We start from the raw sequence: 24,544 nt of genomic DNA, 5'->3' as shown, positions 1-24,544 counted from the left end.
CGCGCTCGCGCCGCGGCCACAGGCGGAACGGGCGCTTCGGGCCCGCTGTCGCGGCGGCCCGCGGCCGGTGTGCGATCGGCCACAGAAGGCCGCTGCCGGCCCCCGGCATCCCCCCGTGAGACGCGTCTCTCCCTTCGGTCGCGACAACGGAGTACTCCCGATGCCCCGTTAGTGTGGTCGGGCCGCCGTCGCCCATCTGGAGGTTCCACCGTGTCCCTGTCCGCCCTGTTGGCCGCAGCCCCGTCACCCGAGCCCGGCAGCTCGTTGGACGAAGCCGCCAAGCAGGCCGGCGACGCCGCGGGCTGGGTGGAGGAGAACTGGTCCACCTGGCTGAACACCGGTCTGCGCATCATCCTCATCGCAACCATCGCGATCGTGTTGCGGATCGCGATCCGGCGTGCTCTCACCAAGCTCATAGAACGGATGAACCGCAGCGCCCAGGCGGTGGAGGGCACCGCGCTCGGCGGGCTGCTGGTCAACGCGGAACGCCGCCGTCAGCGCTCGGAGGCGATCGGTTCGGTACTCCGCTCGGTCGCGTCGTTCCTGATCCTCGGCACGGCCGCCCTGATGATCCTGGGCGCGTTCCAGATCAACCTGGCCCCGCTGCTGGCCTCCGCCGGTGTGGCCGGTGTGGCACTCGGTTTCGGTGCGCGCAACCTGGTCACCGACTTCCTCTCCGGTGTCTTCATGATCCTGGAGGACCAGTACGGCGTGGGCGACACCATCGACGCGGGCGTCGCCTCCGGCGAGGTCATCGAGGTCGGCCTGCGGGTCACGAAGCTGCGCGGCGACCACGGCGAGATCTGGTACGTCCGCAACGGCGAGGTGAAGCGGATCGGCAACCTCAGCCAGGGCTGGTCGACGGCCGGCGTCGATGTGACGGTGCGTCCCACGGAGGACCTCGACAAGGTACGTACGGTCATCACCGAGGCCGCCGCGGCGATGGCCAAGGAGGACCCCTGGAACGAGCGCCTGTGGGGGCCGGTGGAGGTCCTGGGCCTGGACGCCGTGCTCCTGGACTCGATGACGGTCCGGCTGAGTGCGAAGACGATGCCGGGCAAGGCGCTGGGCGTGGAGCGCGAGCTGCGCTGGCGGATCAAGCGGGCCTTCGACGAGGCGGGCATCCGCATCGTCGGCGGCGTCCCGGCCCAGGCGGACGAGCCCTCCACGGCCGACCCGGCGGCCGGCATGGCCGCCCCCTCGGCCTACGCCTCCGCCACTTCCCCCCAGTCCCTGGCCACGACCCCGATCACCCCGCCGAACATCTCGAAGTAGTACGCACCGTACGGGTGTCCGGCGGGCCGATGGGAGCTCAACTCGGTTCGCCGACGACCGGTTGGGCATGCGTCACCATGGACCCGAACATTCCGGAAGTGTTCCAGGTAACGCTTTGGTTGCCACCGCGGCGCTTCCCATTGACGGCCAGGTGACGCGCGCATACCGTCCTCTCACCGAATAGGAAACTTTCCTAACAGAGGGCAGGTGCAGCACTCATGGCCGGAACCACACCGGGTACCCCCCGCGTTCTGCGGGCCATGAACGACCGGGCCGCCCTCGATCTGCTGCTGGAGCACGGTCCCCTCTCGCGGACCAGGATCGGGAAGCTGACCGGGCTCTCCAAGCCCACCGCTTCGCAGTTGCTGGCACGGCTGGAGGCGGCCGGGCTGGTCGTCGCGACCGGGACCGTGGCCGGGCGGCCGGGGCCCAACGCGCAGCTGTACGGGGTGAACGCGCGGGCCGCCCATGTCGCGGGGCTGGATGTGAACGCCCGCCGGATCGTCGCCGCCGTCGCCGATGTGACCGGGGAGACGGTCGGGCACTTCGAGCTGCGCACCCCCGGACGGCGCGCCGACAGCGTGGTGCGGCAGGTGGCGGAGGCGCTGGACGGGGCGGTGAAGGACGCCGGACTCACCCGTTCCGATGTGCACCGGGTCGTCATCGGTACCCCGGGCGCCTTCGACCCCGGCACCGGACGGCTGCGGTACGCCTCGCACCTGCCGGGCTGGCACTCCCCCACGCTGCTGGAGGAGCTGGCCGCCTTCCTGCCGATGCCGGTGGAGTACGAGAACGACGTGAACCTGGTCGCGGTGGCCGAGCAGCGGGCGGGCGCGGCGCGCGGGCACGAGGACTTCGTCCTGCTGTGGAACGAGGAGGGGCTCGGTGCCGCCCTCGTCATCAACGGACGGCTGCACCGCGGCTTCACCGGTGGCGCGGGCGAGGTCGGTTTCCTGCCGGTGCCGGGTACCCCGCTGGTCCGTCAGGTCACCAAGGTGAACGCGGGCGGCTTCCAGGAGCTGGCGGGCGCGCAGGTGCTGTCCCGGCTGGGCCGGGAGCTCGGCATCGACGACGAGCTGATCCGCGCCCCCGGTACCCACCACGAGGTCGCCGCCCGGCTGCTCGCCCGCGCCGCCGAGGCCGCGGAGGCGGGCGAGGACGGCCCGTACCCCCGGCTGCTCGATCTGTTCGCCACCGGCCTCGCGACCGGTCTCGCCTCCATGATCGCCGTGCTCGATCCGGAAGTCGTCGTGCTGTCCGGCGAGGTGATCGCGGCCGGCGGGGAGCCGCTGCGCTGCCGGGTGGCGTCCGAGCTCACCGAGCTGGCGGCCTCCCGGCCCCGGCTGATCGCCGGGGACGTGAAGCGCCGCCCCGTACTGCGCGGCGCGCTGGAGAGCGCACTCGCCACCACCCGCGACGAAGTCTTCGACACGTCCCGCTGACCCCTTCTCGGCCCGCCCTCTTCCTCCGTACCCCCGCCCCCATCCTTCACCGGGAGACCGCCATGTCCGGAAACCGCCGGAAGACGGCCGCCGCGCTCGCCGCGACCGCCGCCATATCTCTGCTCGCCTCGGCCTGTACCGGTCAGAGCAACTCCGGTGCCAGTGATGACCCGTCCAAGGAGACGACCATCAACTTCTGGCACGGCTGGGTCTCCCCGAACGAGGTCGCGGGAATCCGGGCGACGGTCGACGCCTTCGAGAAGGCGCACCCCAACATCCATGTGAAGGTCATCGGCAACATGACCGACGACAAGATCAACCAGGCGCTGCGGGCGGGCGGTTCGAAGGCCCCGGACGTCATCTCGTCGTTCACCACGGACAACGTCGGCAAGTTCTGCTCGTCGAAGGCGTTCGTCGATCTCGACCCCTTCCTGAAGAAGGACGGGATCGACCCGGACAAGACCTTCCCCAAGGCGATGAACGAGTACACCCAGTTCGACGGGGTGCGCTGCACCGTGCCGCTGCTCGGTGACGCGTACGGCCTCTACTACAACAAGGACGCGTTCGAGAAGGCCGGCATAAAGCGGCCCCCGCAGACCTGGTCGGAGCTGGCCGCGACCGCCAAGCGGCTGACGAAGACCAAGGGCGACTCGTACGAGCAGCTCGGCTTCATGCCGAACTACCACGGCTACGAGACGACCACCGAGCACTACCTCGGCGGCTGGGACCCGAAGTACTTCGACGCGGACGGCAAGTCGAACATCGCCGAGGACCCGGCGTTCGCCGCCATGCTCAAGACCCAGAAGAAGCTGGTCGACGACCTGGGCGGCTACGAGAAGCTGGAGACGTACCGCACGTCGTTCGGTGACGAGTGGGGCGCCAAGCACCCGTTCCACACCGGCCAGGTGGCCATGCAGCTGGACGGCGAGTGGCGGCTCGGGATGGCCGAGGAGACCAAGCCGAAGTTCGAGATCGGCGTCGCCCCGATGCCCGTCGCCGACGACGAGGCCGACACCTACGGCAAGGGTTATCTGACCGGCACCATCGCCGGTATCGCCGCCACCTCCCAGAAGCAGAACGCGGCCTGGGAGCTGGTGAAGTTCATGACGACCGACACCGACGCCGTGGTGAACTTCGCCAATGCCATCCACAACGTGCCCTCCACCCTGGCGGCGCTGAAGTCGCCGAAGCTGAAGTACGACCCGCGGTTCAAGACCTTCCTCGACATCGCCGCGAACCCGAAGAGCACCACCACCCCGCCCTCGGTGAACGGCGGCGCGTACCTGGTGTCCCTGAAGAACCTCGGATTCGACATCGAGACGGGCAAGCAGAAGGACATCGAGGCGGGCCTGAAGAAGACCGCCGAGGAGATCGACGCAGCCATCGCGCAGGCGAAGTAGCGCCGCGATGACCACGTACACACTCCGTGCGAAGCGCCGCCGGTCGGCGCTGCGGACAGCGGCCTTCATGTCGCCGTGGCTGATCGGGTTCTGCGTCTTCTTCGCCTACCCGCTGATCTCCACCGTCTACTTCTCCTTCACCGACTACGACGGTTTCTCGGCCCCCGAGTTCAGCGGGCTGAAGAACTGGTCGTTCGTCTTCAACGACTACCCGCTGTTCTGGCCGGCGCTGCGCAACACGCTCTGGCTGGTCGTGGTGATGGTCACCTGCCGGGTGGTGTTCGGCCTCGGTGTCGGGCTGCTGATCACGAAGATCAAGACGGGTGCCGGGGTCTTCCGGACCCTGTTCTACCTGCCGTACCTGGCCCCGCCGGTCGCGGCGACCCTCGGCTTCGTCTTCCTGCTCAACCCGGGTACCGGGCCGGTCAATTCGATCCTCGGCGAGATCGGGCTGCCCACGCCCGGCTGGTTCACCGACGCCACCTGGTCCAAGCCGGCGCTGACCGCGCTCGCGGTCTGGGGGGTGGGCGACCTGATGGTGATCTTCATGGCCGCGCTGCTCGACGTACCGAAGGAGCAGTACGAGGCGGCGGAGCTGGACGGGGCGACCGCGTCCCAGCGGTTCCGCTTCGTCACCCTGCCGAACATCTCGCCGATCATCCTGTTCGCGGTGGTCACCGGGATCATCCAGACGATGCAGTACTACACCCAGCCGTTCGTGGCCGGGAAGGTCGCCTCGGGTGTGATGGGCGGCTCCGGGCAGCAGTTCGAACCGGGCTATCCCGACAAGTCGACACTGACGCTGCCGCAGGTCGTCTACAACCTCGGCTTCCAGCGCTTCGACTACGGCTCCGCCTGCGTGGTCGCGCTCGTTCTCTTCGTACTCGCCATGGCGTTCACCGCACTGCTGATGCGACGCCGCAGCGGACTGATCCAGGCAGGTGAGTGACGTGGCGCAGGTACTCGACGCCGTCAAGGAAGCCGACCCCGCGACCGGCCCGGTCACCCCGGCCGAACGCAGGGCGCGCCGCAAGTCGCTGCTGAACTGGATCGCCGTGCACTCGCTCGGGGTCGCCGCCGCGCTCTTCTTCGTGCTGCCGTTCGTCTTCCTGGTGCTCACCTCGCTGATGAACGGCCAGCAGGCGCTGACCCGCGATCTGTGGCCGCACCCCTTCGAGTGGAGCAACTACCAGCGGGTGTTCGACACCGACGGCTTTCTGACCTGGTGGAAGAACACCCTGCTGTACGCGGGGCTCGGCACCGTCCTCACGGTCGTCTCCTCGCTGCCCGTGGCGTACGCGCTCGCCAAGTTCCGCTTCCGCGGCCGGCATCTGTCGCTGATGCTGGTCATCTCGATGATGATGCTGCCGCCGCAGGTCGTCGTCATCCCGATGTATCTGTTCTGGGCGAAGCAGCTGGACCTGTCCGGCACGCTCTGGCCGCTGATCATCCCGATGGCCTTCGGCGACGCGTTCTCCATCTTCCTGCTGCGGCAGTTCCTGCTGACCATCCCGAACGAGTACCTCGACGCGGCGAAGGTCGACGGCTGCGGCGAGCTGCGCACCCTGCTCAAGGTCGTCGTGCCGATGGCCAAGCCGGGCATCGCCGCCGTGGCCCTCTTCCAGTTCTTCTACGCCTGGAACGACTACTTCGGCCCGCAGATCTACGCCTCGGAGAACCCGGCCGCCTGGACGCTCAGCTACGGCCTGGAGTCCTTCAAGAGCGCACACCACACCGACTGGAACCTGACCATGGCCGCGACCGTACTGGTCATGGCCCCCGTGATCCTCGTCTTCTTCTTCGCCCAGAAGGCGTTCGTCGAGGGCGTCACACTGACCGGAGTAAAGGGCTGACCTATGAAGCTGGCAGTAGTTGGTGGCGGGTCCACCTACACACCTGAACTGATCGACGGCTTCGCCCGGCTGCGGGACACGCTGCCCATCGAGGAGCTGGTGCTCGTCGACCCGGCGGCCGACCGCCTGGAGCTCGTCGGCGGCCTCGCCCGGCGGATCTTCGCCAAGCAGGGCCACCCGGGGCGGATCGTCACCACCTCGGACCTCGACGCGGGCGTCGCCGACGCCGACGCCGTCCTGCTGCAGCTGCGCGTCGGCGGCCAGGCCGCCCGCAACAAGGACGAGACCTGGCCGCTGGAGTGCGGCTGCATCGGCCAGGAGACCACCGGCGCCGGTGGTCTCGCCAAGGCAATGCGCACCGTGCCGGTCGTCCTGGACATCGCCGAGCGGGTCCGCCGGACCAACCCGGACGCCTGGATCATCGACTTCACCAACCCGGTGGGCATCGTGACCCGGGCGCTGCTCCAGGCCGGGCACAAGGCCGTCGGCCTGTGCAACGTGGCGATCGGCTTCCAGCGGAAGTTCGCCCGGCTGCTCGACGTCACCCCGGCCGAGGTCCACCTCGACCATGTCGGGCTCAACCACCTGACCTGGGAGCTCGGGGTGCGTCTCGGCGGCCCGGACGGCGAGAACGTCCTGCCGAAGCTGCTCGCCGAGCACGGCGACGCGATCGCGGACGACCTGCGCATGCCCCGGGCCATCACCGACCGTCTCGGCGTCGTCCCCTCGTACTACCTGCGCTACTTCTACGCGCACGACGCGGTCGTGCGGGAGCTCGGCACCAAGCCGTCCCGCGCGGCCGAGGTCGCCGCGATGGAGAAGGAACTCCTCGCCATGTACGGCGATCCGGCGCTGGACGAGAAGCCCGCGCTGCTCGCCAAGCGCGGCGGCGCCTTCTACTCGGAGGCGGCCGTGGACCTGGCGTCCTCGCTGCTCGGCTCGGGCGGCTCCCCGGTGCAGGTGGTCAACACCTACAACAGGGGAACGCTGCCGTTCCTGCCGGACGACGCGGTGATCGAGGTGCAGGCCCGGGTCGACGGCACGGGCGCCACGCCGCTCGCCGTTCCCGGGCTGGACCCGCTGTACGCCGGTCTGATCGCCAACGTGACGGCGTACGAGGACCTCGCCCTGGAGGCCGCGCTGCGCGGCGGACGGGACCGGGTGTTCAAGGCGCTGCTCGCGCACCCGTTGATCGGCCAGTTCGAGTACGCCGAGGCGCTCACCGACAAGCTGATCGCGCACAACCGGGAGCACCTGGCGTGGGCGTGAACGCTTTGGTCCTCGCGATCGACGCGGGGAACAGCAAGACCGACGTGGCGCTGATCGGTGCGGACGGGACGGTGCTGTCGACGGCCCGGGGCGGTGGTTTCCAGCCGCCGGTCGTCGGCGTGGAGGCCGCGCTGGACGTCCTGGCCCCGTTGCTCGCACAGGCCCTGGCCGGCTCGGAGCGGCCCGTCGACGGCGTGGAGCATGTGTCGGCGTGCCTGGCCAACGTCGATCTCCCGGTGGAGGAGACCCAGTTGACCGAGGCCCTGGTCCGCAGGGAGTGGGGCCGCACGGTCGAGGTGCGCAACGACACCTTCGCGATACTGCGCGCGGGGGTGGACGAGCCGCGCGGTGTGGCCGTGGTCTGCGGTGCGGGGATCAACTGTGTCGGCATGGTGCCGGACGGGCGGACCGCGCGGTTCCCCGCCATAGGCCGGATGTCCGGTGACTGGGGCGGCGGCGCCGGGCTGGCCGAGGAGGCCATGTGGTTCGCCTCGCGGGCGGAGGACGGCCGCGGTGAACCGACCGAGCTGGCCCGCACCCTGCCCGCGCACTTCGGGCTCGGCTCGATGTACGCGCTGATCGAGGCGCTGCATCTGGGCCGGATCGAGTTCGAGCGCCGGCACGAGCTGGCTCCGGTGCTCTTCGCGACCGCGGCGGCCGGGGACCCGGTGGCGGGCGCGCTGGTGGACCGGCTGGCGGAGGAGGTCGTCGCGATGGCGTCGGTCGCGCTGGGCAGGCTGGACCTGCTGGGCGAGGAGGCGCCGGTGGTGCTGGGCGGCAGCGTGCTGGCGGCCCGCCACCCGCAGTTGGACGCGAAGATCACCGAACTCCTCGCGGTACGCGCCCCGAAGGCGGTGCTGCGGGTGGTGGCGGAACCGCCGGTGCTGGGAGCCGCGCTGCTCGGCCTGGACCGCACGGGCGCGCCCGCCGCGGTCCACGAGAGGCTGCGCGCACAGTACAGCTGACAGGTCGTTCCCGGCCAAGGGGCGTTCCGCGGCGTTCTCGCGCCGCGGGACGCCCCTTGCGCACGGGAACCGTTCAGTTGTCCCGGACGTGTTCATGAGTGGGGAGATCGGCCCGCACCGGGTACTGGTCCGCCGATCGGCTTGATCGGCGGCGCAGGCCTTGATCGAATGCGTGTGATCGCATCCATGGGCCGATGCACGATCCAGACGTTCCTGGTGTGGATGTCGGTCCCTGCGGCCATACTTCATGGCCGGGCACCAGTCCCCGATCGGCCGGGGTCGGGCCACCGTCAGTGACCGAGGGGGAGGTCGAGTGACATACCCGCCGAATGTGCGCACGGCGCCGGAACACGAGCGGGCACAGCCGCCCGTGCCCGCGACCGTACCCGCTCCGCCGCAGCGCGGTGCGCTGTCCGTGACGGCCGACAAGGTGCGGGCCGCGGCCACCACCGAGCCGGGCAGGCTCCAGATCATCGGGGCCGTGCTGGCCCTGCTCGTCGTGGCGTTCGGGGCCGTGACGGCCTTCGAGATCGCCGACCGGGCGTCCGCCGCCGACGACGTGGTGGGCCGCAGCCAGCCGCTGAGCGCCGACGCGGCGGCCGTCTACCGCTCGCTGGCGGATGCCGACACCGCCGCGGCGAGCGGCTTCCTGGCCGGGGCGCAGGAGCCGGCCGATGTCCACGCCCAGTACGAAAAGGACATCAAGGAGGCGTCCCGCCTGCTGGTGAGGGCCGCCGCCAACACGGACGCGTCGACGGAGTCCGGGCAGGAGATCACCACGCTCAACGTGGAACTCCCCCGCTACACGGGCCTGATCGAGCGGGCCCGCGCCAACAACCGGCAGGGCCTGCCGCTGGGCGGGGCCTATCTCCGGTACGCCAACCAGAAGATGAGCAATGTGCTGCTGCCGGCCGCCGAGCGGCTGTACGCGGCGGAGACCGGCCGGCTCGGCGAGGACAGCGATTCGGCCAGGACCTGGCCGTTCTTCTCGTTCGGGCTCGGTGTCGTGACGCTGGCCGCGCTGTGCTGGGCGCAGCGGCGCAACTACCGCCGGACTAACCGGGTGTTCAACCACGGGCTGCTCGTCGCGACCGCGGCGTCCACCGTGGTGCTGCTGTGGCTGGCCGTGGGGCACACGGTGGCGCGGTCCGAGCTGCATGCCGCCGATATGAACGGGCAGCAGTCCCTCGATGTGCTCAACCACGCGCGGATCGATTCGCTGAAGGCGCGCGCCAATGAGAACCTCACGCTGGTCGCCCGTGGCGCGGTGCTCACCCCGGACGGCAAGCACGACAAGTACGAGACCGACTACAACACGGGCATGAAGGCCCTCGGTGAAGAGCTGAGGAGAGCCGGGCAGCTCGCCGGTGACGACGACGGGGGGAGCCGACCGGTGGCAAAGGCCGTCGATGCCGTCTCCGAGTGGCAGGGCCGTCACCGGACCGCCCGCACGGCCGACGACAGCGGCGACTACGAGGGCGCGCGGACGCAGATCATCGGGGCGAAGGACTCCACGGGCGAGTCCTTCGAACGGGTGGACAAGGCCCTGGAGCAGGCGCTCGCCCATGAGCAGGACGAGTTCACCCGGGCCGCGGAGGACGGGCGCGGGGCGCTGTGGGGTCTGCCGGCCGGGGCCGCGGCGCTGGCCGCGCTGGGGGCCGTGGCCGCGATCGTCGGGGTCAACCGCAGGCTCTCGGAGTACCGGTGAGAGGGGTAGCGATGACCAGGAAGCGCGCGGGCGCGTGGTCCGCCCGGGTGAGGCTGCGCGGCTGGGGCGGGGTGACGGCCATGGCCGCGGCCTGCGCGGTGACGGCCTCGCTCACCCTGCTGCCGCTCTCCCACGGCGGCGCCGAGGCGTTCCGCGGGGCCGTCGCGGGCCAGGGTGCCGCACAGGCGGTCCAGACCAGGGCCGACGAGTGCACGGACCCGGAGGCGAGCCTTCCACCGCGGTCCGACAGCGGTCCGAGCATCGAGAAGATCAAGGCGCGCGGAAAGCTGATCGCGGGCATCGACCAGAACAGCTTCAGCTGGGGGTACCGCAACCCGGAGAGCGGCAGGATCGAAGGCTTCGACATCGATCTGGTGCGGGCCATCGCCGAGAACATCCTGAACGATCGGAACGCGGTCATCTTCCGGGCGATTCCCACCAACAAGCGGGCCGAGCTCCTGGCGAACGGCACGGTCGACGTCGTCGTGCGCACGATGACGATCAACTGCAAGCAGCTGCAGAAGGTCTCGTTCTCCACCGCCTACTTCCAGGCCGGGCAGCAGGTCCTCGCGCCGAAGGAATCGACGATCACCGGGTACGACAAGTCCCTGGCCGGCAAGCGGGTGTGCACCGCCAACGGCTCGACCGCCTACGACGCGCTGAAGAAGCAGTCGTTCGGGGCGGTCTTCGAGGATCCGCACGACGGCACCGACAAGGACGAGAACCAGCTCACCGTCCCCAACCAGCTGGACTGCCTGGTGCGGCTGCAACTGGGCGAGGCCGACGCCGTGGTCACGGACAACGCGCTGGCGGCCGGCCAGGCCGCCCAGGACCCGGCGGTCGAGCTCAAGGGCGACAAGCCGTTCACCACCGAGTACTACGGCGTCGCGACGAAGCGCGGCGCGAACGATCTGGTGGCCCGGGTCAACCAGGTACTGGTCGACTACCGCAGTGGCGGCAAGGACAGCCGCTGGATGCAGTCGTACCGGGACTGGCTGCAGGACGGTCTGCCGGGGATAGCGGGGCCGCCGGCCCCCAAGTACCGGAGCAACTGACACCGGGCCGGCCGGGTGGACGCGACGGAGCGGACCCGGCCGGAGAGACAGTGGCACTGATCCTGCCGGGCCCCGTCCCGGCAGGAAGAGCGGAGAGGTGATCGATGGGCGTCGCGGGCCCCTTTCCCGGCCATGCGGCCGGGCCCCCCGTCCCGGTCATGGACCGGGACGAGGCGGACCGTGCGCTGGCCCGGCTCGGCGCGGAGCACGAGGCGATCGAGACCTCGCTCCTCGCCCTCCAGGACCACGCGGGCCGCCGGCTCCTGGAGGGCGCCGATCTGACCGGTGTCACCAAGGAACGCTGGGCCTCGACCGATCAGGCGATCACGCTGCTGTGGGGGTATTTCGACGCCTACGCGGGGGCGCTCGCCCAGGCGCGTGCGGTGCGGGCCCGGCGCCGCTATCCCAACCGGGACGATCTGGTGGCCCTCACCGAGCTGCTGCGCGGCCAGGGAGTCACCGTGGCGCACGCCGCGGCGCGCCCCGATCCGTCGATCTCCGGTCCCGCCAGGCTCTCCGAGCGGTTCACGCTGGAGGAGCTGGTCGCCCGGATGAACGAGCTGTACGCCCGCTCGCTGGACATGGTCGTCGCCTCCGACTCCGTATGGTCCGCGTTGCCCGCCCGGATAGATCTGCTCGCCGCCGAGCTGCACCGCACCCGTTCGCTGGCGCACTCCGTGGGGGTGCGGCCCGGTGAGCACCCGGCGGGCGACGACCTGGAGGCGATCACCCACGAACTGACCACGCTCCGGGTGCAGGTGATCTCCGATCCGCTGGCGTTCTGGCTGCCGGGACCGGGCAGTTCGGCGCCCGGAGGCGGCCGTCCCGACACGGCGCGCTACGACCGGGCGGCCCGCGCCCTGGACGATGTGCGCCGCGAGATCGAGGCGGTGCTCGCGGTCCGGCAGGACGCCGAGCAGCGCCTGGTCCAGCTGCGCGACGTGCTCTCCCGCGCGGACCGCACCCTGACCGAGGCCCGGTCGGCGCGCGGCGAGGTGCTGGCGAAGATCGCGGCCTCCGAGGTGCCCGCGGTCAGCGGCCCGGCGACCGTACTCCAGGAGCGGCTGGCCGCCGCTTCGGAGTACCGCAGGCATGCCCAGTGGCACCGGCTGTCCCCGCTCCTGGAGACGCTGGAGCGGGAGGCCGAGGAGGAATTGCTGCGGGCCCGCGAGTCGTTGACCGCGGTCACGGCCCCGCTGGCGGTACGGGCGGAGCTGCGCGGCAGGCTCGACGCGTACAAGGCGAAGGTCGCCCGGCACGGTCTGGCCGAGGACCCGCTGCTGATCGAGCGGTACGACGCGGCGCGCCGGATGCTGTGGAGCGCGCCGTGCGATCTGCGGGTCGCCGGACAGGCGGTGCTGCGCTACCAGGAGGCGGCGGCCGAACTGCTGTCCCAGCGCCGGGCACCGGGGCCGGAGGACCGGCGATGATCACAGGGGTACGCAAGGTGGAAGGGCCGCTGCGGCGGCGGGGCGATCAGGGGGACCGACCATGAGTACGCAGTGCCAGCGCCCCGCGTGCGAGGGCAGTTACGAGGACATGGGCGGCGGTGAGCTGTACTGCGACACCTGCGGTCTGGCTCCGGTCGTGTCGCCAGTGGGGCCTCCCCTGTTCGAGCACAGCCGAGAACTTGGGGATGGAATGGTGAGCTCGCCGCCGACCGGGATCGCGGGCGGCGGCGCGAACAGCCGGGGCAGCAGGGGCAGTCGGGGCAGCAACAGCAGTTCGCGGTCCTCGTCCCGGGCGTCCTCGCGGGCCTCGTCCCGTTCGTCGACCTCGCGGCGTTCGGTGTCGGGGCGGCTCTCGCGTTCGCTGTCCGGCGCCGCCACCTCCCCCTCGGTCTCGGTGCGTTCCTCGGGTTCGTCCTCGGGCGCCTCCGCCCGGGGCAGGCTGGGTGTGGGCCTGGTGCAGGTGCCGGACGTACCGCGTCCCGACCCACGCTCGGCGGTGATGGAGAACCCGGAGGTGCCGGAGCGGAAGCGATTCTGTTCGCGTTCCGACTGCGGGGCCCCGGTCGGCCGGTCCCGCGGTGAACGGGTGGGCCGCACGGAGGGGTTCTGCACCAAGTGCGGTCACCCCTACTCGTTCGTGCCCAAGCTCCACGGGGGCGACATCGTGCACGGCCAGTACGAGGTCGCGGGCTGTCTGGCGCACGGCGGGCTCGGCTGGGTCTATCTCGCGGTCGACCGCGCGGTCTCCGACCGCTGGGTGGTCCTCAAGGGCCTGCTCGACACCGGCGACCAGGACGCCATGGCGGCCGCCATATCCGAGCGCCGCTTCCTCGCCGAGATCGAGCACTCCAACATCGTCCGGATCTACAACTTCGTCGAGCATCTCGACCAGCGCACCGGCTCGCTCGACGGCTACATCGTGATGGAGTACGTCGGCGGCAAGGCGCTCAAGGACATCGCCAACGAGCGGCGCACCGCCGCCGGGAAGCGGGATCCGCTGCCGGTCGAGCAGGCCTGCGCGTACGGCATCGAGGCGCTGGAGGCGCTCGGCCATCTGCACAGCCGCAACCTGCTGTACTGCGACTTCAAGGTCGACAACGCGATCCAGACCGAGGACCAGCTGAAGCTGATCGACATGGGCGCCGTCCGCAGGATGGACGACGACGAGTCGGCCATCTACGGCACGGTGGGGTATCAGGCGCCGGAGGTCGCGGAGGTCGGCCCGTCGGTCGCCTCCGATCTGTACACGGTCGCGCGGACGCTCGCGGTGCTCACCTTCGACTTCCAGGGCTACACCAACGTCTTCGTCGACTCGCTGCCGGACCCGGACAACATCGAGGTGTTCCGGACCTACGAGTCGTTCTACCGGCTGCTGGTGCGGGCCACCGACCCGGATCCGGCGCGGCGGTTCGCCTCGGCGGCGGAGATGGCCGAGCAGCTGACGGGTGTGCTGCGTGAGGTGGTGTCGCTGCAGACGGGACGGCCGCGCCCGGCGCTGTCGACGCTGTTCGGCACGGAAGTACGGGTCACGGACACGCAGTTGTTCCCCGAGCTGATGGACGATGTGTCGCGGCTGGGGGCCCGCGCAGCCGCTCCGGCTCCGTCCGTCCGGTTCGGGCGGCGGCGCGGCGCGGCGAGGGGCTCCGCCCCGGCCATGACGCCGGTGACGGCCGCCGCGCCTGTGTCGGGAGCGCTGCCCGCGGGGGCCCCGCCCGCTCCCGGGTACGTCGCGCCGGGGGCCGGTCCGCTGACCGCTCCGCCCACCCACGTCCGCCCCGGCGGCGCGCCGGGCCGGAGCGGCGAGGTCCTCGCGTACGCGCAGACGCAGGCCGTGATCCCGGCCCCCCGGGTCCCGGCCGGTGCCCCCGGCGCGCCGTCGGGGGCACCCGTCCCGGAGGGCCCCCGGCTGGTCAGGCTGGACGTGCGGTCCACCTCGCTCGCGCTGCCCGTGCCCCGGGTCGACGCGAGCGACCCCAACGCGGGGTTCCTCGCCGGGCTGATGACCACCGCCCCGTCCGAGCTGATCACCGCGCTGGGCGCCGTGCCGGTGGCCTCGCTGGAGACCCGGCTGCGTGAGCTGCGGGCCCGCCTGGAGATGAACGAGCTGGGCGCCGCGGGCCAGACCCTGACGGCGCTGGAGGGCCAGTACCCGGACGACTGGCGGGTCGTCTGGTACCGCGGCATCACCTCGCTGGTGACCGGTGACAACGAGAACGCGGCACTCTCCTTCGACGCGGTGTACGACGCGTTCCCCGGCGAGCCGGCGCCCAAGCTGGCGCTCGGGATCTGCGCGGAGGTCCTGGGCCAGCTGGACAACGCCGCCGAGTACTACCGGCTGGTGTGGACGACCGACCCGAGCTTCGTCAGCGCCGCCTTCGGGCTGGCCCGGGTGCAGATGGCAGCCGGGGACCGGGCCGGGGCCGTCGGGGCGCTGGAGTCGGTGCCGGAGGCGTCGATCCACTACACCGCGGCACGGGTCGCCGCGGTACGTGCCCGGCTGCGTGAGCGGGCCCCGGACGAGCCGCTGATCGTCGATCTGATGGCCGCCTCGGCCCAGGTCTCGGGGCTGGCCGGTTTCGGGCTGGACGCGGTGCGCCGGGAGCAGTTGTCGACCGAGGTGCTGGGTACGGCGCTCGACTGGGTACTCTCCGGTAGCCCCACGGCCCGGCCCTCGGCCCAGTCGCCCGCGCCTGCCGGGACGACCGGGCCGAGAACGCTGCTCGGCAGTGAGCTGGACGAGCGGGGCCTGCGCTTCGGGCTCGAGCGTTCGTACCGGATGCTCGCCAGGCTTGCGGAGCCAGGCGATGAGAGGATCGAACTGGTGGAGCGGGCCAACCGTTTCCGCCCCCGGACGTGGGTGTGAAAATGTCGCAGAAGCCCCAGGAGACGGCCCTGTCGAAGTGCCCCGGCTGCGAGGAGCCGCTGGAGCCGGGGGACCTGTTCTGCGGTGCGTGCGGGTACGACCTGTCGGCCGTGCCCCCCGCTCCGCAGGACCACCCGACGATCGCCATGGCCGCACCGGCGGAGAACGGTGCGGCGGGCCGCGCGGCGGAGGTCCGCTTCGACCGGCGGGCCGAATCGGACGGACCGGCTGGATCGGACGGACCGGCTGGATCGGACGGACCGGCTGGATCGGACGGACCGGACGGGCCCGCTGAATCGGACGGGCCGCCTGAATCGGCCGGACCGGGCGGCTCGGGCGACTTCGAGCTGGCCGCGCCCGCGCCGGCCGGTACGCCGTCCGCCGGTACGCCGTCCGCCGATGTCCCGGCGCCCGCGCCCGACCCCCGTACCCCCGCCGCGGAACCGGTGGCGGCCACGCCGTCGGCCGGCACCAGACTGTGTGTGGCCTGCCGGGCCGGCAGTGTCGACATCGACGGCTACTGCGAGAACTGCGGTCACGCCCAGCCGCGCGAGCGCGACCACATGGAGCAGGAGCTCGGTTCGGTGGCCGCCGTCAGCGACCGGGGGCTGCGCCATCACCGCAACGAGGACTCGTTCGCGGTGTCGACCACCGCCCTGCCCGACGGTTCGCCGGCCGTCGTCGCGATCGTCTGCGACGGCGTCTCCTCCGCCAGCCGCCCCGACGAGGCGTCGGCGGCCGCCGCGAGCGCGGCCAACGAGGCGCTTCTGGAGTCGCTGCCGCGCGGCACCCATCCGCAGCAGGCGATGCACGAGGCGATCCTCGTGGCCGCCGAGGCGGTCAACGTGCTGGCGCAGGAGCCCGGCCGGGCCATGGAGCACGACCGGCACCGCCACCAGAACGCCCCGGCGTGCACCCTGGTCGGCTCGATCATGGCGGGCGACCTGCTGGTCGTCGGCTGGGTCGGCGACAGCCGCGTCTACTGGGTGCCCGACGACCGCGCCAACCCGCCCGCCCGGCTGACCGAGGACGACTCCTGGGCCGCGCAGATGGTGGCGGCGGGCCTGATGAACGAGGCCGAGGCGTACGCGGACGAGCGCGCCCACGCCATCACGGGATGGCTCGGCGCCGACGCGTACGAGCTGGAACCGCACACCGCGTCCTTCAAACCGGACCGGTCCGGTCTCGTGGTCGTCTGCACGGACGGCCTGTGGAACTACGCGGAGTCGGCGGCCGAGATGGCCGCGGCGGTGCCGGCCGACGCGCATCAACGGCCGCTGCACGGCGCCCAGGTGCTGGTGGGTCACGCGCTCGACGGTGGGGGCCACGACAACGTAACAGTGGCTCTGCTGCCGTTCGCCGTGGAGCCTCAGGGGGCAGGATCGGCCTGCGGTACCACGTGAGTCCCGTTCCGTAACGCTTGGTTCCAGTTCCGACCGCCCAGCCCGCCACCGCCGCCTTCGCCCGTTTTTCTTCGCTCACAGCTGTCTTCATCCGACACCTGGAGCCCCAAGGAGCCGACCAGATGGCCAACTTCTCCAAGTCGAACGTGCCGCAGTTCTCCGTCGAGGTGTACCAGAACGAGTGCCTGCCGGAAGGCGGTCGCGAGGTCAACGCGATCGTCACGGTCACCTCGACCGGGGGCGGCACCACCGGCGGCGTCCCGCTGTCCGGTGCGGCCGTGCCGCCCCCGCGCGTTCCCGGGCAGGCGCCGGGCGCCGCTGTGGTGATCATGGTCGACTGCTCGGGCTCGATGGACTATCCGCCGACGAAGATGCGCAACGCCCGCGACGCGACGGCCGCGGCCATCGACACCCTGCGCGACGGCACCTCGTTCGCCGTCGTCGGCGGTACGCACGTCGCCAAGGAGGTCTACCCCGGCAACGGCAGGCTCGCCATCGCCGACTCGCGGACCAAGGCCCAGGCGAAGGAGGCCCTGCGCGCGCTCAGCGCCGGTGGCGGTACGGCGATCGGCACCTGGCTGCGGCTGGCCGACCGGCTGCTCGGCGCGGCCGATGTGAACATCCGGCACGGCATCCTGCTCACCGACGGCCGCAACGAGCACGAGGCGCCGGAGGACCTGCGGGCCGCGCTCGAATCCTGCGCGGGCCGCTTCACCTGTGATGCCCGCGGTGTCGGCACCGACTGGGAGGTGAAAGAGGTCACAGCCATCGCCTCCGCGCTGCTCGGCACGGCCGACATCGTCGCCGACCCCTCGGGGCTGGCCACCGACTTCACGCAGATGATGGAGAACGCGATGGGCAAGGAGGTCGCGGATGTCGCGCTGCGGCTCTGGACGCCCGTCGGGGTCGAGATCAAGTTTGTGAAACAGGTCGCACCGACGGTCGTCGACCTGACCGGCCGGCGCACCGAGGCGGGCCCCCGCGCCGGGGACTACCCCACGGGCTCCTGGGGCGACGAGTCCCGCGACTACCACGTGTGCGTGCAGGTGCCGCAGGCCGGGATCGGGCAGGAGATGCTGGCGTCCCGGGTCTCGCTGGTCCTCCCCGACCCCGCGGGCGGGGCTCCGCAGACGCTTTCGCAGGGCCTGGTCCGGGCCGTGTGGACCGAGGACATGGTGGCGTCCACCTCGATCAATCCGCAGGTCGCGCACTACACCGGCCAGGCGGAACTGGCACAAGTCATCCAGCAGGGGCTCGATGCCCGCAAGTCGGGAGACTTCGACGGCGCGACCGCGAAACTGGGCCGCGCGGTGCAGCTGGCGTCGGCGTCCGGGAACGAGGACACTGCGAAACTGCTTTCGAAGGTGGTGGACGTCGTGGACGCGGCGACCGGTACTGTGCGGCTGAAGGCCAAGGTCGCGGACGCCGACGAGATGACGCTCGAAACGCGCTCGACCAAGACCGTTCGCGTCAAGAAGTGAACACAGAGCCGTACAGCAAGTAACCACAGAGCCACACAGTCGAGCCGCCCGGCCGGGAGCGATCCACCGGGAGGCGAAGAGCAAGAAAAATCGCCGGCCCCGGGGCCGGCCCAGGAGAGGGGGAAGCGCCGACATGCCGACCTGCCCGAACGGACACCAGTCGGGTTCCGATGACTGGTGCGAGGTCTGCGGCCATCGCATGACCGGCGCGGGCGCGCCTGCGGGTGCGGTCCCCCCGCCGCCTCCGCCGCCCGCTCCCGGTTACGGCTACCCGCCGGGCCCGGGATCCGACGCGACCCAGCAGGCGGAGCTCTGCCCGCAGTGCCGGACGCCCCGCGAGGCGATGGCGCCGTTCTGCGAGGAGTGCCGCTGGAACTTCCTCACGAACACCGCGACGTCGTACACGCCGCTGGCCCCGGCCCACGGCGTTCCCGGCCCGCCGCCCGGACTCAACCTGCCGCCCGGCTTCCAGGCGCAGCAGCCGCCGGCTCCGCCGCAGCAGCGCGATCCGTTCGAGTACCAGGGCTCGCGGCCCTCGCAGATGAACCGCCCGGCCGAGCCGCTCTCCTCCGAACAGGGAAACCGCCCGGGTCCCCCGGCGCCCGGTCCGGGCCCGCAGTCGCACCCGGCCCCCGGCCCGCAGTCGCCCCCGCCGCCGTTCCAGCAGCAGGTTCCGCCGCCTCCGCCCTCCTTCCAGCAGCAGTCCGCGCCGCCCTCGCCGTTCCAGCAGCAGTCCCCGCCGCCCTCGCCGTTCCAGCAGCAGTCCGCACCGCCGCCGTTCCAGCGGCAGTCGGCGCCGCCCGTGTTCGAGCAGCCCGGTCCACCGGCTCCGCAGCCGCCCGCCCCGCCGCAGGGGCCGCAGGGAGCGCAGGGGCCGCAGAGCGACGACGACTGGATGCTGTCGCCGCCGTCGCGTACCCAGGCCCCGCAGCAGCAGCCGGGCCCGCCGCAACAGGAGCAGCCGCCGTTCCCGGGGCAGGGCCAGAACCAGCCGCCCGCGAGCTGGACCGCGGTCATCGCCCCGGACCGTGAGTACTTCCTGGCGATGATGCAGCGCAGCGGTCCCGAGGCGACCGGGCTGAACCTGCCCGCGTACTCCCCGGAACAGCAGCTTCCGCTGTCCGGCAACCAGATCACCATCGGTCGCCGCAGGCAGAGCACCGGCGAGTCCCCCGACATCGATCTGTCCGTGCCGCCGGAGGACCCGGGCGTCTCGCACCAGCACGCGGTGCTGGTGCAGCAGCCCGACGGCAGCTGGGCCGTGGTCGACCAGAACTCCACCAACGGCACCACGCTCAACGGCGCCGAGGACCCGATCCAGCCCTATGTCCCCGTCCCGCTCCAGGACGGTGACCGGGTGCATGTCGGGGCGTGGACGACGATCACGATCCGCCGGGGCTGATCCGCGTCACACGGTGGGCAGTGGCCAGGCGTACGGTCCCTCGGGGTCGTCCAGCCAGGCCCACTGCCGCCCGTCCGTGACCGTGATGCCGAATCTCTCCCGCTCGGGGCGCTTCTCGCGCTGCCAGAGGGAGTGGGCCTCGCGCGGATCGAGGGAGCCCCCGGTCAGCGCCAGCATGAACCGGAAGAGATCGTTCTCACTGATGCGCCTCGGCACCGAGCCGGTGTGCGGGCGCCGTGCGGTCTGCGCCGGTGTGCCGCGCAGCGGTACGAAGTAGGCGGCCGTGTGCAGGAACCGGCCCTCGGCGTACTTCCCGTGCGCCCCTTCCCGTACCCGCAGCGCGATCAGTCCGGTGGCGAACGGGGCCAGTATCCGGGCGCCCGGTACGCACTGCTCCAGCCAGGGCCACGGTACGCACGGCAGGGTGCAGGTCGCGATGATCCTGTCGTACGGGCCGCGCCGGGGCCAGCCCCGTGTCCCGTCCCCGGTGATCACCGCGGGGTGGTACCCGGCCGCGGCCAGGTGCCGGCGGGCCGACTCGGTGATCTCCGGGTCGAGGTCGACGGTGGTCACGGCGTCGTCGCCGAGCCGGTGGGCGAGCAGCGCCGCGTTGTAGCCGCTGCCCGCGCCGATCTCCAGGACCCGCTGCCCCTCCCGTACGTCCAGCTCTTCCAGCATCCGGGCCATCAGCGACGGCTGGCTGCTCGACGAGATCAGTTCGCCGTCCCGGATCCGGGTGGCCAGCGGCCCGTCCTCGTACGCCCCGCGCAGCCACCGGGCCCGCCGGTCCGGGTCGGGGTCCTCGCACCACAGGCGGTCGTAGCCGCCGGCCACGAAGTAGTAGGGCACGAACAGATGCCGCGGCACCTCCTCGAAGGCGGCCCGCCAGCCGGGATCGCCCAGCGCCCCGCCGGCCACGATGCCCCGCACCATCGCCCACCGCTCCTCGGCGGCGGCCGCGGCGAACCGGTCGGTGTGCGCGTCCATGTCTCCACCTTCCTGCGCCGGGGGCCCGGGGGCCAGGAAGCCGGGCGGGCGAGGGACCGTCGGGTAGTCCTAGGACCCGGGTCCTCGGCCGGTGCGTCTGCGACGATGGACGGGTGACAGAGATTCCGCGCGACACGCTGCAGGAGCAGACCTTCTACGAGCAGGTCGGCGGCGAGGAGACCTTCCGGCGCCTGGTGCACCGCTTCTACCAGGGGGTCGCCGATGACCCGCTGCTCCGGCCGATGTACCCGGAGGAGGATCTGGGCCCGGCCGAGGAGCGGTTCAGGCTGTTCCTGATCCAGTACTGGGGCGGGCCCCGTACCTACGGCGAGCAGCGGGGACACCCCCGGCTGCGGATGCGGCACGTCCCGTTCCGGGTGGACCGGGCGGCGCACGACGCCTGGCTGAGCCATATGCGGGTGGCCCTCGACGAGCTCGGGCTCGCGCCGGAGCACGAGCGGCAGTTGTGGGACTACCTGACCTACGCCGCGGCCTCGATGGTGAACACCCAGGGCTGAACCCCCACCCGTCCGCCGCCGTCGGCGCGGAATTCGGTCTTCCATCACCGATAAACGATCACAATCGCATCAAGTACGTACGCAAGCGGTTTCCAAGAACCCCTGCGGCTTGAAAGCATCCATACAACGCCGGGGGGCGTGTGTGTGCTGAGGGCCCAGGGGGGCGTGAGTGACGGGGTTCGTCTTTCTCCGGGTGCGGGCCCATCGGCTCCTGCTCTCCGCGGCCGTCCTCGCCGTGCTGCTGACCACATCGGTGCTGGCCGCACTCACCGCCTTCTCCGGCTCCGTCGGCGACGCGGCGCTCCGCCACGCCCTCACCCACCGTTCGGCTGCCGCCGCCTCCCTCGTGATGTCCGCGCAGGTGGCGCCCGCGCAGCGGGACGCGGCCGACGTGATCGCCCGCAGAGCGGCCCGTGAGGCCTTCGACGGCCTTCCGGTGACCGTCCGGACGCTGGAGACCTCGGGGGCGTACGCGCTGCCGCGCGATCTGCGGGCCCCCCGGGCCCGGGGCGGCGAGCCCGATCTCACCCACTTCGCCTCGCTCGACCGCAGCCGGGTCCGGATCGCCGCGGGCCGCATGCCGGCGTCGGGCGGCGGGAAGTCCGGCGATCCCGTCCAGGTCGCCCTGCCGCGGACGGCCGCCGAGGCGCTGAAGCTGAAGCCCGGTGCGCGGATCACCGTCACCGACCGGCTGACCGACAAGCCGCTGCATGTCCTGGTCACGGGCGTGTACGAGGTGTCCGACCCGGCCGATCCGTACTGGCAGCTGGACGAGCTGGGCGGGCGCGGCATCCGCAAACTCGCCTTCACGACCTACGGTCCGCTGCTCACCGCCCCCGGCACGACCGGTTCCGGACGGGTCAGTTCCGGGACGATGTCCTGGCTGGCCGCCGCCGATTTCCGCACGGTCACCACGGGCCGCATCGACTCGCTGCACAGCGCCGCCACGGCTGCGCCGAAGACGGTGACCTCGGCCCCCGAGTTCAAGAGCGGGGCCACCGCGCGGACTTCGCTCCCCCGGGTGCTGGAGCAGATCGACCGGGCGCTGCTGGTCTCCCGCTCGACGCTGATGATCGTGGCCGTCCAGCTGGTGCTGCTCGCGGGTTACGCGCTGCTGCTGGTGGCCCGGCTGCTGAGCAGCGAGCGCGACGGGGAGACCCGTGTGCTGCGCGCCCGGGGCGGATCGCGCGGCCGTATCACGGCACTCGCCGCGATCGAGGCGCTGCTGCTCGCGCTGCCCGCCGCGCTCGTCGCCCCGCTGCTCGCCGGGCCGCTGACCCGGCTGCTCGCGGGGCGCGGCGCGCTGTCCCGGATCGGGCTGCGGCTCGACGGCGGCGCCACCGCCACCGTCTGGCTGGTCGCCGTGGTCACCGCCTTCGCCTGCGCGCTGGCCGTCGTGGCGCCCGCGCTGGCGGCGGGTGCCGGGGAGCGTCGGGGCGGCCGTGCCGCATCGCTGCCCGCGCCGCTGCGGGCCGGTGCCGACCTCGGCCTGCTGGTGATCGCGGCGGTGGCGTACTGGCAACTCGACCGCCGGGCCACGGATGTCGGCGGCGGTGCGCTGAGCGGGGACCGGCAGGGCCGGCTCGGCGTCGATCCGCTGCTGGTCGCGGCTCCCGCGCTGCTGCTGCTGGCGGGCACCGTACTGACGCTGCGGCTGCTGCCGCCCGCGGCCCGGCTCGCGGAGCGTGGTGCGGCGGGCGGCCGGGGGCTGATCGCGGCGCTGTCCGGCTGGCAGTTCAGCCGGCGCCCGCTGCGCAATGCGGGGCCCGTGCTGCTGCTGGTCCTCGCGGTGGCGATGGGCATGCTGGCCATCGGGCAGCGCGCGTCCTGGGACCGTTCGCAGGGCGACCAGGCGGACTTCAGGGCCGGTGCGTCGGTGCGCGTGCTGACCGGTGCCGACGACGATCCGGCGAAGTCGGGCCGGTACGCGCGGCTGCCGGGGGTACGGGACGCCGCGCCCGCGTTCCGCGCGACCACGGAACTCTCGGGCGACCGCACCGCCGCGGTCCTCGCCCTGGACACCGCGCACGCCACCGAGCGGATGCTGATCCGCGACGACCTCGGCGACCGGCCGCGCGAGCGGCTGTTCGACCCGCTCGATCCGCCGAGGACCGCGCGGGCCGGGCTGGCGCTGCCGGGGAACAGCGAGCGGCTCCGGTTCGACGTACGGATCACGACGGCCGGGGCGCACGCGGGGAAGGGCGACGATCCGGTCCTGGCCGTGCTGCTGGAGGACCGCTACGGCCTGCCCTACCGGGTGCCGGCCGGAGCCGTCCCCGTGGACGGCAAGGCGCATCCGGTCACCTTCGCGGTGGCGGCCGCGGGTGACCTTGCCGTAACCGGCTTCGAGCTGAACGGCAACCGGCCGACCGGCCCGGGAGAATCGCACCGGCTCGACGTCAGCGGCCTGCGGACCGTGACGGCCGACGGCACCGAGCGACCGGTCCCGGTCCCCGAGGGGTTCGGCTGGCACGCCGAGATGACCGCCACCGGATCCGGTGCCGAGGCGCAGCCCGGCGAAGCGGTGGACGCGACGGCCTCCGCGAAGAGCCCGCTGGCCTTCGGGTACGACACCGGCTCCGCCCCGAACATGTGGGATTACACGCCCTCCTTCTCCGTACGGGTCACCGCGCCCCGCCCGGAGGCGCCGATGCCGAAGGCCGTCGTCACCGACGCGTATCTGAAGGCCGCCGGAGCGAAGAAGGGACAGAGTGTCGATGTCACGCTGGCCGGCGAGACGGTCCGGGTGAGGATCGTGGACGTGGTGCGCCGGCTGCCGACCACCGGCACCGGCGCGGACGACTCCGCTCCCGGGCGCGTCAAGGACCGTGACGGCGGGGCCCTGCTGCTCGACTTCAGGGCCGTCGGCCAGGTCTTCGCGCAACGCCCCGGCGCCGTGCTCACCGCCAACGAGTGGTGGCTGAGCACCGCCCCCGGACAGACCGCGAAGGCCGCCGCCGCGCTGCGCGCGCAGCCCGACACCGAGCCGGCCCAGGTCCTGGTGCGGGACGAGATCGCGCGGGAGCTGGTCGGCGATCCGCTGGGCGCCGGGCCGCAGTCCGCGCTGCCCGCGGTGGCGGTGGTCGCCGCGGCCCTGGCGGCGGTCGGCTTCGCGGTGAGCGCGGTCGGCGCGCAGCGGGAACGGGCCGCCGAGTTCGCCGTGCTGCGGGCGCTGGGCACCCCGCGCCGACGGCTGACCAGGATGATCGCCGTCGAGCAGGGCGTGCTGATCGCCATCGCGCTGCTGGTCGGGACCGTGCTCGGGGCGGTGCTGAACCGCGCCGTCGTACCGCTCGTCGTACTGACCGGACAGGCCACCGCGCCGGTGCCCGGGGTGCTGGTGCAATTGCCGGCCGGGCAGATCGCGGCGCTGCTCGCAGGCGTGGCCGCGCTGCCGCTGGTGATCGTCGTATCCCTCGCTCTGCGCGGCGCCGACCCCGCGGCCTCGCTGCGTGTCCAGGGGGACAACTGA

The 24,544-nt window shown here is 72.1% G+C and carries 17 protein-coding genes; 16 read left to right on the top strand and 1 reads right to left on the bottom strand.

What is annotated here, in order from left to right; translation table 11 throughout:
* Positions 1–210 precede the first annotated feature (210 nt).
* The 14 genes from OG520_RS26775 to OG520_RS26710 all read left to right on the top strand — a co-directional run bounded on the left by OG520_RS26775 (position 211) and on the right by OG520_RS26710 (position 19,567).
* Positions 211–1,275, top strand: coding sequence for a mechanosensitive ion channel family protein (locus OG520_RS26775; RefSeq protein WP_406014899.1), 1,065 nt, complete (start codon positions 211–213; stop codon positions 1,273–1,275).
* A gap of 218 nt (positions 1,276–1,493) precedes the next feature.
* Positions 1,494–2,717, top strand: coding sequence for an ROK family transcriptional regulator (locus OG520_RS26770; protein WP_266419105.1), 1,224 nt, complete (start codon positions 1,494–1,496; stop codon positions 2,715–2,717).
* A 62-nt stretch (positions 2,718–2,779) separates the two neighbouring features.
* Positions 2,780–4,117, top strand: coding sequence for an ABC transporter substrate-binding protein (locus tag OG520_RS26765; RefSeq protein WP_406014898.1), 1,338 nt, complete (start codon positions 2,780–2,782; stop codon positions 4,115–4,117).
* 7 nt (positions 4,118–4,124) lie between these two features.
* The gene (locus OG520_RS26760; RefSeq protein WP_406014897.1) at positions 4,125–5,066 is read left to right on the top strand and encodes a carbohydrate ABC transporter permease; all 942 of its coding nucleotides are present in this window, start codon (positions 4,125–4,127) and stop codon (positions 5,064–5,066) included.
* A gap of 1 nt (position 5,067) precedes the next feature.
* A complete protein-coding gene (locus tag OG520_RS26755) occupies positions 5,068–5,970 on the top strand; it encodes a carbohydrate ABC transporter permease (protein ID WP_329838480.1) in 903 nt (300 codons plus the stop codon).
* Between the two features lie 3 nt (positions 5,971–5,973).
* Positions 5,974–7,239 (top strand): 6-phospho-beta-glucosidase, encoded by a 1,266-nt coding sequence (locus OG520_RS26750; RefSeq protein WP_406014896.1) that lies wholly within the window; start codon positions 5,974–5,976, stop codon positions 7,237–7,239.
* The gene (locus OG520_RS26745) at positions 7,230–8,204 is read left to right on the top strand and encodes an N-acetylglucosamine kinase (protein ID WP_399329487.1); all 975 of its coding nucleotides are present in this window, start codon (positions 7,230–7,232) and stop codon (positions 8,202–8,204) included. Before OG520_RS26750 ends, OG520_RS26745 begins: the two co-directional genes overlap by 10 nt.
* Before the next feature lie 313 nt (positions 8,205–8,517).
* Positions 8,518–9,912, top strand: coding sequence for a hypothetical protein (locus tag OG520_RS26740; protein WP_406014895.1), 1,395 nt, complete (start codon positions 8,518–8,520; stop codon positions 9,910–9,912).
* Positions 9,913–9,923: 11 nt separating this feature from the next.
* A complete protein-coding gene (locus tag OG520_RS26735) occupies positions 9,924–10,967 on the top strand; it encodes a glutamate ABC transporter substrate-binding protein (RefSeq protein ID WP_406014894.1) in 1,044 nt (347 codons plus the stop codon).
* 104 nt (positions 10,968–11,071) lie between these two features.
* The gene (locus tag OG520_RS26730) at positions 11,072–12,397 is read left to right on the top strand and encodes a hypothetical protein (RefSeq protein WP_399329490.1); all 1,326 of its coding nucleotides are present in this window, start codon (positions 11,072–11,074) and stop codon (positions 12,395–12,397) included.
* Positions 12,398–12,458: 61 nt separating this feature from the next.
* Positions 12,459–15,281, top strand: coding sequence for a tetratricopeptide repeat protein (locus OG520_RS26725; RefSeq protein ID WP_406014893.1), 2,823 nt, complete (start codon positions 12,459–12,461; stop codon positions 15,279–15,281).
* A 2-nt stretch (positions 15,282–15,283) separates the two neighbouring features.
* Entirely contained in the window at positions 15,284–16,684 is a 1,401-nt protein-coding gene (locus tag OG520_RS26720; RefSeq protein WP_406014892.1) for a protein phosphatase 2C domain-containing protein, read from the top strand.
* Between the two features lie 122 nt (positions 16,685–16,806).
* Complete coding sequence (locus OG520_RS26715) at positions 16,807–18,165, top strand: vWA domain-containing protein (protein WP_406014891.1); 1,359 nt, start codon at positions 16,807–16,809, stop codon at positions 18,163–18,165.
* 133 nt (positions 18,166–18,298) lie between these two features.
* Entirely contained in the window at positions 18,299–19,567 is a 1,269-nt protein-coding gene (locus tag OG520_RS26710) for an FHA domain-containing protein (protein ID WP_406014890.1), read from the top strand.
* A 6-nt stretch (positions 19,568–19,573) separates the two neighbouring features.
* Here the strand turns inward: OG520_RS26710 and OG520_RS26705 are convergent, their stop codons facing one another.
* Entirely contained in the window at positions 19,574–20,554 is a 981-nt protein-coding gene (locus OG520_RS26705) for a methyltransferase domain-containing protein (RefSeq protein WP_406014889.1), read from the bottom strand.
* A 113-nt stretch (positions 20,555–20,667) separates the two neighbouring features.
* Between OG520_RS26705 and OG520_RS26700 the strand changes: the two genes are divergently transcribed.
* Entirely contained in the window at positions 20,668–21,072 is a 405-nt protein-coding gene (locus tag OG520_RS26700; RefSeq protein WP_266419070.1) for a globin, read from the top strand.
* Between the two features lie 169 nt (positions 21,073–21,241).
* Complete coding sequence (locus OG520_RS26695) at positions 21,242–24,544, top strand: FtsX-like permease family protein (RefSeq protein ID WP_406014888.1); 3,303 nt, start codon at positions 21,242–21,244, stop codon at positions 24,542–24,544.

The sequence above is a fragment of the Streptomyces sp. NBC_00984 genome, assembly GCF_045162475.1.
Lineage (GTDB): Bacteria > Actinomycetota > Actinomycetes > Streptomycetales > Streptomycetaceae > Streptomyces.
Note: the sequence above shows the minus strand (reverse complement) of the source record. Positions and strands in the feature narration are given on the sequence as shown.

Bases quoted from the DNA above. Each gene is read 5' to 3' on its own strand.
- OG520_RS26750 (WP_406014896.1), top strand. From the start codon at position 5,974: ATGAAGCTGGCAGTAGTTGGTGGCGGGTCCACCTACACACCTGAACTG.
- OG520_RS26730 (WP_399329490.1), top strand. From the start codon at position 11,072: ATGGGCGTCGCGGGCCCCTTTCCCGGCCATGCGGCCGGGCCCCCCGTC.
- OG520_RS26735 (WP_406014894.1), top strand. From the start codon at position 9,924: ATGACCAGGAAGCGCGCGGGCGCGTGGTCCGCCCGGGTGAGGCTGCGC.
- OG520_RS26725 (WP_406014893.1), top strand. From the start codon at position 12,459: ATGAGTACGCAGTGCCAGCGCCCCGCGTGCGAGGGCAGTTACGAGGAC.
- OG520_RS26720 (WP_406014892.1), top strand. From the start codon at position 15,284: ATGTCGCAGAAGCCCCAGGAGACGGCCCTGTCGAAGTGCCCCGGCTGC.
- OG520_RS26710 (WP_406014890.1), top strand. From the start codon at position 18,299: ATGCCGACCTGCCCGAACGGACACCAGTCGGGTTCCGATGACTGGTGC.
- OG520_RS26760 (WP_406014897.1), top strand. From the start codon at position 4,125: ATGACCACGTACACACTCCGTGCGAAGCGCCGCCGGTCGGCGCTGCGG.
- OG520_RS26715 (WP_406014891.1), top strand. From the start codon at position 16,807: ATGGCCAACTTCTCCAAGTCGAACGTGCCGCAGTTCTCCGTCGAGGTG.
- OG520_RS26705 (WP_406014889.1), bottom strand. From the start codon at position 20,554: ATGGACGCGCACACCGACCGGTTCGCCGCGGCCGCCGCCGAGGAGCGG.
- OG520_RS26770 (WP_266419105.1), top strand. From the start codon at position 1,494: ATGGCCGGAACCACACCGGGTACCCCCCGCGTTCTGCGGGCCATGAAC.
- OG520_RS26765 (WP_406014898.1), top strand. From the start codon at position 2,780: ATGTCCGGAAACCGCCGGAAGACGGCCGCCGCGCTCGCCGCGACCGCC.